Origin of the sequence: Actinokineospora sp. (assembly GCF_050699995.1) — a bacterium.
Taxonomy (GTDB): Bacteria; Actinomycetota; Actinomycetes; order Mycobacteriales; family Pseudonocardiaceae; genus Actinokineospora.
Window position 1 is genome coordinate 18,612 of record NZ_JBOHGC010000048.1, and the last position, 9,449, is coordinate 28,060.

8 protein-coding genes and 1 pseudogene are annotated in these 9,449 nt (G+C 70.4%); 7 read left to right on the forward strand and 2 right to left on the reverse strand.

Annotated features, from left to right (window positions below; all coding sequences use genetic code 11):
- The first annotated feature begins 47 nt into the window (after positions 1-47).
- The 4 genes and pseudogenes from ACRDSQ_RS02950 (at position 48) to ACRDSQ_RS02965 (ending at position 3,867) form a co-directional block, all read left to right on the forward strand.
- Positions 48-575 (forward strand): hypothetical protein, encoded by a 528-nt coding sequence (locus ACRDSQ_RS02950; protein WP_431418517.1) that lies wholly within the window; start codon positions 48-50, stop codon positions 573-575.
- Positions 576-681: 106 nt separating this feature from the next.
- Positions 682-1,413 carry a hypothetical protein gene (locus ACRDSQ_RS02955; RefSeq protein WP_431418518.1) on the forward strand — a complete coding sequence of 244 codons (732 nt, stop codon included), beginning with the start codon at positions 682-684 and terminating at the stop codon, positions 1,411-1,413.
- Between the two features lie 157 nt (positions 1,414-1,570).
- Positions 1,571-3,127: a polyprenol phosphomannose-dependent alpha 1,6 mannosyltransferase MptB gene (gene mptB, locus ACRDSQ_RS02960; RefSeq protein ID WP_431418519.1), complete on the forward strand. Its 1,557-nt coding sequence runs from the start codon at positions 1,571-1,573 to the stop codon at positions 3,125-3,127.
- 58 nt (positions 3,128-3,185) lie between these two features.
- Positions 3,186-3,867: pseudogene (locus ACRDSQ_RS02965) on the forward strand (MBL fold metallo-hydrolase).
- Between the two features lie 550 nt (positions 3,868-4,417).
- Here ACRDSQ_RS02965 and ACRDSQ_RS02970 read toward each other — a convergent pair.
- The gene (locus ACRDSQ_RS02970; protein WP_431418521.1) at positions 4,418-5,326 is read right to left on the reverse strand and encodes a S66 peptidase family protein; all 909 of its coding nucleotides are present in this window, start codon (positions 5,324-5,326) and stop codon (positions 4,418-4,420) included.
- Positions 5,323-7,260, reverse strand: a complete 1,938-nt coding sequence (locus ACRDSQ_RS02975; protein ID WP_431418523.1) for a prolyl oligopeptidase family serine peptidase — start codon at positions 7,258-7,260, stop codon at positions 5,323-5,325. Before ACRDSQ_RS02975 ends, ACRDSQ_RS02970 begins: the two co-directional genes overlap by 4 nt.
- A 112-nt stretch (positions 7,261-7,372) precedes the next feature.
- Between ACRDSQ_RS02975 and ACRDSQ_RS02980 the strand changes: the two genes are divergently transcribed.
- From ACRDSQ_RS02980 to ACRDSQ_RS02990, 3 genes are all read left to right on the forward strand, one after another.
- Positions 7,373-7,939: a DUF3090 domain-containing protein gene (locus ACRDSQ_RS02980; protein ID WP_091368977.1), complete on the forward strand. Its 567-nt coding sequence runs from the start codon at positions 7,373-7,375 to the stop codon at positions 7,937-7,939.
- 6 nt (positions 7,940-7,945) lie between these two features.
- Complete coding sequence (locus ACRDSQ_RS02985; RefSeq protein ID WP_431418525.1) at positions 7,946-8,740, forward strand: SCO1664 family protein; 795 nt, start codon at positions 7,946-7,948, stop codon at positions 8,738-8,740.
- A gap of 101 nt (positions 8,741-8,841) precedes the next feature.
- Positions 8,842-9,324, forward strand: a complete 483-nt coding sequence (locus tag ACRDSQ_RS02990) for a hypothetical protein (protein ID WP_431418527.1) — start codon at positions 8,842-8,844, stop codon at positions 9,322-9,324.
- The last annotated feature ends 125 nt before the right edge of the window (positions 9,325-9,449 follow it).

Below are 9,449 nucleotides of genomic sequence, written 5' to 3' on the forward strand. Positions count from 1 at the left end.
GCCCATAAGGTTCGCCCCAACATCGAACTCTGTCGGGGAGACATGCGATGACGTCTGGGGCCGGAGAATCGTTCGTGGCCGATGTCGACCTGGAGGCTTGGCGGCGACCACTTGTCCCCTGGCTCGCGGGCGGTGTGATCGCCCTGGTCGCGGTGATCATCTCCGCGGTCGCCGACGTGATCGGCGTCGGCGTCGCGATCCTCCTCGTCGGCGCCGCCCTGGCCGCACCGGGCGCCAAACTCGGCGCCTACTGCTTCCGCCGCCACCGCCGCGAGTCCCCGCTGCTGATAGACGTCGAAGGCGTGCGGCTGCCCACCGGCCAAGGCCCCGCGTTCCTGCCATGGGACACCCTGCGCCAGGTCGTCGTCGACGGCCCCACCCTGCGCTTCCGGCTCCGCGCGGGCGTCACCCCCGGCACGGCGGGCGTCACCGGCCTGCACCGGCGCGACGCCTGGCCGGTCGCCTCCGGCCCCGGCCTTCCCGTGGACACCCGCCTGTTCACCGGAAGCCGTGACGAGATCCTCGACGCCGTGAACCGCTTCTCCGCCGGCCGCGTCAAGGCTTCGACCGGCTGAACGTTCACCCGCTTGGAGTGATCACACAGCGACATCCCGCCGCTACAGTTCGCGAAGCCCGGCGGAGACCTCCGCAAGGCCGAGACGACGGCTGGAGGTGTGCGGCATGATCGGAACGCGCCGCCGCGTTCGTTCACCGCTGCTCGACCTCGTCCGGCTGCCCTCGGTCCGCCGCCACGGCGCCGGGTCGCCCGACATCGCCATCGGACTCGTCAGCGGCGACAACGACATCACCGCCCTCGCAGGCGTCCTGACCGGCGACGCGCTCTCGGTCAGCCCGCTGTGCCCCATCCTTGCCCGCGGCTGCGCCGAAGCAGGCGCCACACCGGGCGAGTTGTCGGTCATCCTCGGCGAACTGCTCGACGGCCCGGCGAACGTCATCGCCATCGGCACCGGCCTGCTCGACGGCGGCACGCACGAACGGCGAGTCCTCGCCGAGACCCTCGACCGCGCCGCCGAACGCGGCGTCCTCATCGTCGCCGCGGGCGGGCCCGACACGGACCTGACCACCAACTCCTGGGTGCTCCCGGTCTCCTCCTGCGCGGCATCGGGCCGGGTCAGCTGGTTCGTCGACCTCGAAGACGACCCCCGCGGCCTGCTCGCCCCCGGCGAAGACCTCCCCGGCCCCACCGGGCCCGCCTCCGGCAACGGCGTCGCCGCCGCCCTGGTCGCCGGGACCGCTGCCCTGTTGCTGTCGCTTCACCCCCTCGCCGGTGGGCACCGGGTCCGGTCCGCGCTGTCCATCGGCGCCACCAACCCCCGCCGAAGCGGCCCACCCCTGCTCGACGCGACCCGCGCCCACGAACACCTCGGCTTGCTCAACTTCGCCGCCGGGTGATCTCGCGAACGATGTGTGACCGCTCACTCGGGCAGCCGACCCGCCGCACGTGAGCCGTTCGGCGGCTACCTCTCGTGACCAATCGCACGCGTGCGGTACCGCCGTAATGACCATTGCGCGAAAGCGGTCGGCGTGCACTGTGTAATCTCAACCCACGATGGCCACCACCACAGATCCGTCTCCAGACGTGGAAGAGTCCTTGGTCGCAGAGAAGATTGAGCACGCCGAAGCCCCCGCCGCCGCTGAGCCCAGGGGCCCGCTTCCCGTGCGCACGATCGCCCTCGGCACAGCGGGCAGCCTGATGATCCTCATCAGCGCGTTCGGCGCCGCGGGCATCCTTGTCAGCGACCCAGTCCTCGGCCACGGCCCGTTGTCGTGGATCAGATACGGCCACGGCCGCATGCTGGCCACGATCGTGCTCTACCTCGGCTTCGCGCTCGTGGTGTGGGCGTGGATCCGACTCGGCAGGCACCTCCTCGCGGGCCGCGTCGGTTCCCGGCCCGTGCTGATCGCCGCGGCGTGCTGGATGGGGCCGCTACTCATCTCGCCGCCGGTGTTCACCCGCGACGTGTTCTCCTACCTCGCCCAGGGCGCGCTGCCGCTCTACGGCCAGGACCCGTACGCGGTCGGGCCCATCGTGCTGGGCCTGCAGGAACTCGTGCAGAACGTGCACCCGTTCTGGCAGACCACCCCCGCGCCGTACGGGCCGCTGTTCATCCTCATGGCCAAGGGCATCGCCGCGGTCGCCGGGACGAACATGATCCTCGGCGTCATCCTCATGCGCCTGGCCCTGCTCATCGGCCTCGGACTGCTGCTGTGGGCGCTGCCCGGCCTGGTCCGCCACCTCGGCGGCAACCTGCCGACCACCCTGTGGCTGGCCATCGCGGGCCCGATGACCGTCGTGCACCTCGTCGGCGGCCCACACAACGACCTGCTCATGGTCGGCTTCCTCGCCGCGGGCACGCTGTGCGTCCTGGAACGCAAGCACGTCCTGGGAATCCTGCTCGTGACCCTCGGCGCCGCGGTCAAGGCCACCGCCGCCATCGCCCTGCCGTTCCTGGTGTGGGTGTGGGCAGGCCACCTGAACTCGACGTTCTGGAAGAACTTCACCCGCGCCTGCGCCGCCTCGGTGGCGATCTTCGTCGGCGCGTTCGCCGCGACGACGTGGCTCGCCGGGGTCAACCTGGGCTGGTTCAAGGCCCTGCAGGCGCCCGCGATGATCGTCAACTGGCTGTCGATCCCGACCGCGGCGGGCGAGATCGTCCACACGGTCGTCAACGTCGTCATCGACGCGAACAAGAGCTGGTTCGTCAACACCGCGCGCGCGATCGGCGGCCTGTTGTTCTTCGCCATCGCGATCCGCCAGTGGTGGCTCTCGCGGCACGGCGGCTCCGACGCGGTCCGCCGCATGGCGTTCGTCCTGTTCGCCGTGGCCGTCCTGTCCCCGGCCACCCTGCCGTGGTACCTGACGTGGGGCTTCGTGATCGCCGCCGCACTGCCGTGGCAGCGCCGCCAGCTCGCGATCCTGGCCAGCGCCGCGGTGTTCCTGGTGCTGACGTACTCGCCCGCCGGTGAGGACCTGCTCTACAACTGGCCATTCATCGCGGGCGCCATCGCGGTGTCGGTGTTGGCGGGGATCTCGTTGCTGCGCAACGACCCGCTGGGCCTGTTCGGCGAACGCCAGGAACTCGTCACCCTCCCAGCGAAGGTCTGACTCCGCTCTCCGCGAAACGACAGGCTGGGCGCGTGATCACGCGCCTAGCCTCGCTTTCATGCGGATCACCGATAACCTCACGCTGCTGCGTTTCCCCATCGGCCAGGCCTACCTCTGGCGCGACGGCGATGACCTGACCCTGATCGACACCGGCGCGGCGGGCTCAGCCCAGACAATCGCCGACGCCGTCACCGGATTGGGACTCACCACGGCCGCGATCAAGCGGATCGTGCTCACCCATGGCCACAACGACCACACCGGCAGCGCCGCCGAGGTCCGCGCCTGGCACGGCGCCCCCAGTGTTCGCCCACCGCGCCGACGCCCCGATGGTTCGTGGGGAAGCGGGGCCACCGGAGCCGGTGCTGCAGGACTGGGAACGCCCCCTCTACGACTCGATCGTCCCCATCGTGCCCGACGCCGTCCCGTGCCCGGTGGACGTGGAACTCGAGGGCGGGGAGGTCCTGCCGTTCGGCGGGGGCGCGCAGGTGTTGTCGGTGCCCGGGCACACCGATGGCAGCATCGCGTTCTTCCTGTCAGAACACCGAGTCCTGTTCTGCGGCGACACCATCGCCTCCCACGACGGCCAGGTGATCCTCGGCGTGTTCAACTCCGACCCGGACGGGGCGATGGAATCGCTTCGCCTGCAGGCGAAACTCGACGTCGACATCGCCTGCTTCGGCCACGGCGACCCAGTGGTGGGCGACGCCGCGACGACCCTGCGCTCGGTTGCCGCCCCTTAAGGGGCTGGTGACGGCGGCCGCTGCTGCAAATGATAGGGGTGCTTCCCCGCGAACGACGTCAGGAGCCGCGATGTCCCGCCGCCCCCGCTTCGCCCACCTGCACGCCCTCACTGCCCTCAGTTCTCCTGCCACTGGAAACTGATAGCTCAGGACCTTCGAGGTCGTGCCGAGCCTGCCCGCGATGAAGGACTGCGAGTGGTGGTGATCAGACCGGCGAGCAGGACTGCCCGGGAACGCACTTGGTCTTGTAGACCGACGTGTTGCCCAGGGCGTTGACGACCACGAACGGCACGAACTCCGCCGCCGACACCACCCGGGTCCTCGTCCGCCACCCAGGCTGAGATCAACCGTCTGCAGTGGGATGTGGTCTACGACATCGACCGCGGCTACCCGATCATCGCGAACGTGGTGGGATCGGCGGGTACACCAACAACGGGTGGACGGTGAAACTCGCCGATTCCGCCGACGCCAACGGGTACGGGCTGGTACTGGATGGACACCACCCGCCTCGCGCACTGGATCGCCGCGCGCGGGTATTCCGCCTGAGTGCTCAGGCGAGCGCCGGCTCGACCATCGTCAGCGTGCCGTTGTCGGCGTCGAGGACCGCCTCGGTGCCCAACGGCACGGTGAGCTGTCCCGGGCAGTGCCCGAAGCCCAGTTCCCACACCATCGGCACCCCAAGGCTTCCCAACAGGTCCGCCACCACGGGCCGCACGTCGCCGCAGCCCGCCCACGAGCCCAGCGCGATGCCGGAGACCCCGGTGAACCAGCCCGCGCGCAGCAGTTGCGTCAGCATCCGGTCGACCCGGTACGGCTTCTCGGTGACGTCTTCGAGCAGCAGGATCGACCCGTCCGGCGGTGGCGCGAAGCCGGGCGCGCCCAAGGTGCCGACGATCAAGCTCAACGTCCCGCCGACCGTGATGCCCTCGGCGATCCCATGACCCGCGGTCGCGGCGCGCGGGCCGATCAGCTCCAGCACCGACTCCGGCTCGAACAGCGTGGACCGCAAGTGCGCCTGCGCGTCGGTGTCGAACAGGTGGCCCGCGATCATCGGCGAGAACAAGGTCGACAGGTTCAGCGCGACGCCCAGTTCGTCGTGCAGGACGGTGATGTCGCTGGACCCGGCGAACACCTTCGGGCCCGCGGCGGCCATCGCGTCGAGGTCGAGCAGGTCGACCATCCGCTGGCAGCCGTAGCCGCCGCGGGCGCAGAGCACCGCATCGATATCGGGGTCACACCACGCGTTGGCCAAGTCGTTGGCGCGGTCGGCGTCGCGACCGGCCAGGTACGGGAGCGTGGGGTGGCGGTCGAGGACGTGCTTGCCGAGCACGACCCGCAGCCCCCACGACTCCAGCACCGCCACGCCCCGCTCGAGCTGCTCGGGGTCCACCGGACCGGCGGGCGCCACCACGGCGACCGCCGACCCCGGCCTGAGCCTGCCCGGGCGGGCCCGGGTCACCTCCGCAGCTCCAGCACGGGCACACCGGGTGGGGTGAACCCGAAGACCTGCCCGTAGAACGACAGCTCGCCCTCGTGCGCGGCGATGATCGACTCCGCTTTGCGGAACCCGTGCTGCTCACCCTCGAAGGTCAGGTACGCGTGGGGGATGCCGGTGCCGTCGAGTCCGGCGACGAACCGGTTCGCCTGCTCGGGCGGGCACACCTCGTCCTCCAGGCCCTGCAGCAGCAGCACCGGGCCGGCGAGCTTGTCGATGTGGTTGATCGGGGAGCGCTCGGTGTAGCGGTCGATGTGCTCGGGCAGCGACCCGACCAAGCCTTCGAGGTAGCGCGACTCGAAGTCATGGGTCTCACCGCCGCCGCTGGTCCAGCTCGACAGGTCGAGAATCGGGAAGTGGATCGCGCCGCAGGCGTAGGTGTCGACAGTCGTCATCGACGCCGCCGCCGTCCAGCCGCCCGCGCTGCCGCCACGCACGGCCAGCCGCTCCACGTCGGCCATGCCCTCCGCGGCGAGCGCGGCCGCGACGGTCGCGCAGTCCTGGACGTCGACCACACCCCACTGTCCTTTGAGGACTTCGCGGAACTCGCGCCCGTGCCCGGTGGAACCGCCGTGGTTGACCGCGACGACGCCGATGCCGCGGCTGGTGAAGTACGCCAGGCTCAGGCTCAGCACAGGGGAGTGGGCCGAGGTCGGCCCGCCGTGGACGTGGACGACGTACGGGGGCAGCTCACCCTCGGGCGCGGCGAAGTCGGGGTTCGTCGGCGCCATCACGTACGCGGGGATGTCGCGGCCGTCGGCGGCGACGAAGGTGCGCTCGACCGGGCGCGGCAGGTACCGCTCGTCCGGTATCCCGGTCGACGGTTCGGACAACACGGTGAGCTCACCGTTGGACAGGTCGAGCGACACGACCGCCGGTTCGGTCAACGGGCCCGCGGCGACCGCCGTGACGACCCCGTCGACGGCGCTGATGTCGGACGCCCAGCTCGGCAGGTCGGTGTCGATGTCGGTGACCGTGCCGCTGCGCTCGTCGAGCACCGCGAGCCGACCGGCGCGCACCACCACGAACCGGCCGCGGCCCAGCGGAGCGAACCAGCGGTAGCCAAGCATCCACAGGGGGCCGCCGATCTCCTCCTCGCAGGCCGCGAGGTTGACCGCCGTCCCGTCGAGGCCGACGCGGTGCAGGTTCCACCACCCCCGCGGGTCGGTGAGCACCAGCAGCGAGTCCTCGGCTTCCCACTCGACCTGGCACACCGCTTCACCGGGACCGCCCGCGACGACCCGGTGCGGGCCGAACGTGCCGTCCGCGAGGACCTCCGCGACGCACAGCTCGGTGCTGTCCCACGGCATGTCCGGGTGCTCCCAGCCGAGCCACGCCGCGTACCGGCCGTCGGGGCTGGGCTTGGGCGCGGTCATGAAGTGGTGCGACGCGGCGAGCACCTGTGGTTCGCCACCGGCGAGCGGCACGGCGACCAGGTCACGGCCCACGTCGATGGGCCGGTCGCCGGTGACGGTCTCGCGCACGCACCAGACGTGCTCCCCACCCGGACCGGCGATCAAGTCGGCGTAGCGCGCGCCCTGGGGCCGCCGCGGCTCCGGGCTGATCGCCGACGGCTCACCCTTGCCGTGCGTGTCCACGGTGTAGATCCGCTGGTCGTCCCAGTTGGTGAAGGCGACGACGTCGCCGAACACCACATACGGGTTGCCCCCGTACTCATGGACCCGGTTGCGCACGTTCCACGGGGCGGCGACCACATCCCGCGCCCCGGCCCCGTCGTGGCGCACCAAGGCGAGGCGACCGCCGTCGGTCGGCCTGCTCTCGGTCCACCACACACCGGAGGCGTGCGTGCTCGTCCACCCGGGGCGTCGGCCCGACTGCGCCACCACGGCCGCGTCGATCGGCGATGCCCATGTCCCATACGAAGCGATCTTCACCACAGCAATGACACTACCGATCACCGGCGAGGAAGCGGATACCGTGGAGGGGTGACCCTCCCGACGGGGGCATGGCCTGCCGGCCACAACGATGTGCAATAGGGTTTGGGGTGCCATGGCCCGTGTCATCCACGTCTTCCGTCAGCCCGACCGCTTCATCGCAGGCACAGTCGGGCAGCCCGGCGACCGCGTCTTCTACCTGCAAGCCGTCGAGAGCGCCCGCACTGTCAGCGTGACCATCGAGAAACAGCAGGTCGCGGTCCTCGCCGAACGCATCGGCTCACTGCTCGAAGAGGTCCACCGCCGCTTCGGCGCCGAGCTGCCCGGCGACGTCCCCGAAGATCAGGTCGACGCCGATCCGCTGCAGGTGCCCGTCGAGGAGGAGTTCCGGGTCGGCACCATGGGCCTGGGCTGGGACGCCGAGAGCAGCGCCGTCGTCATCGAGCTGCTCGCGGTCACCGAGGGCGAGGTCGACGAGTCGGTGGTCCTCGACGACACCGAGGAAGGCCCCGACGCCGTCCGCGTGTTCCTCTCCCCGCTTGAGGCGCGTGCTTTCGCGGACCGCGCGGGCAAGGTCGTCAACGCGGGTCGCAAACCGTGCCCGCTGTGCGCCGAACCGCTGGACCCGGCCGGGCACGTGTGTCCCCGGCAGAACGGGTACCGCCGCACCGAAGAGGGCTGACCAGCCGTGCGCCCCACCGACCCGGCCGCCGGGGAGTTACTGCTGCACGGCTCGATCGACATCGAGGGCAGGCTCGTCGACGCGTCGAACACCACCCTGTTCTGCGCGGTCGAACTCGACGGTGTCGAGGCGCAGTGCGTGTACAAGCCGGTCGCGGGTGAGCGCCCGCTGTGGGACTTCCCCGACGGCACCCTCGCGGGCCGCGAGGTCGCGTCCTACCTTGTCGCCCGAGCGGCGGGCCTGTCGCTCATCCCGCCCACGCTGTTGCGCGACGGCCCGGTCGGGCCGGGCATGGTGCAGCTGTGGATCGACACCAAGGACGGCGACGACCTCGTCGACGTCCTCCCGCCGCACGAGGTGCCGCCGGGGTGGCGGCCCATCCTGCGCGCCCACGACCGCCGCGGTGAACCCGCCGTCCTGGTGCACTCCGACCACCCCGACGTCGCCCGCCTCGCCGCCCTCGACGTCGTGATCAACAACGCCGACCGCAAGGGCGGCCACGTCCTGCACAGCACCGACGGCGGCGTCTACGGCGTCGACCACGGCATCAGCCTGCACGCAGAGAACAAGCTGCGCACCGTGTTGTGGGGCTGGTCGAGCGAACCCCTGCCCGAGGACGTCCTCGACGCCCTCGCGACCTTGCGCGCCGCCCTCGACGCGGACCTGCCCGAGGCGCTGTCACCGCATCTGACCAAGCGGGAGATCAAGGCGCTGCGCTCCCGGGTGGCCCGGTTGCTGGCCGCCCCGATCTACCCGGCGCCCGACCCGGAACTCCGCCCGATTCCGTGGCCCGCCTTCTAGCGCCGATTGGGTAGTTCGCCCCTATCGCGCCGTACCCGCAAAACTAGGCAGAGCAGGCCAAACACAATCGGGGACGAGCACATCAGGCGAGGTGGAAAATCATGTTAAGACGCTTGGCGTCCACACTGGCGTGGATCGCCGTACTCATGGTCATGGTGGCCGGAACAGCGAGCGCGGCCAACCCGCACTTCCTCAGGGCGGACGCGTCCGGTCCCAACAACGCGGGCAACCTCAGCGTCAGCTTCAAGATCGCGGGCCTCGGCGACAACGAGACCATCACCGTCGTGGCGTCAGCGGACGCCACCGCCGTGTACGCGTGCCAGAACCGGGGCGGGAACTTCCCCGCCGACCCGAAGAAGACCGAGGTCAGCGGCCCGGTCAGCGCCAGCGGTGACTTCACCTCCGGCAAGAACGGTCAAGTCTCCGGGACACTCACGCTGCAGCCGCCGTCCACCAACCTGAACTGCCCGGGCGGGCAGCGACAGGTCATGCTGTCGGTTGTCTACACGAACGTCGCCGTCTCCGGCGGCGGTGACACCGAATCCATTCCGGGCACGTTCTCCCGGACCTTCATCACCATCTAAGGACTTGTCGTGAAATAACCTAGTTTTCGCCCTCGGGGTGTCTAGGGTCTGTGCTATGAGCCTGGTCATGGATTCCCTGTCTCGCCGCTACGACGCGGTCAGGTCGCATCTGACCGAGCGGCAGC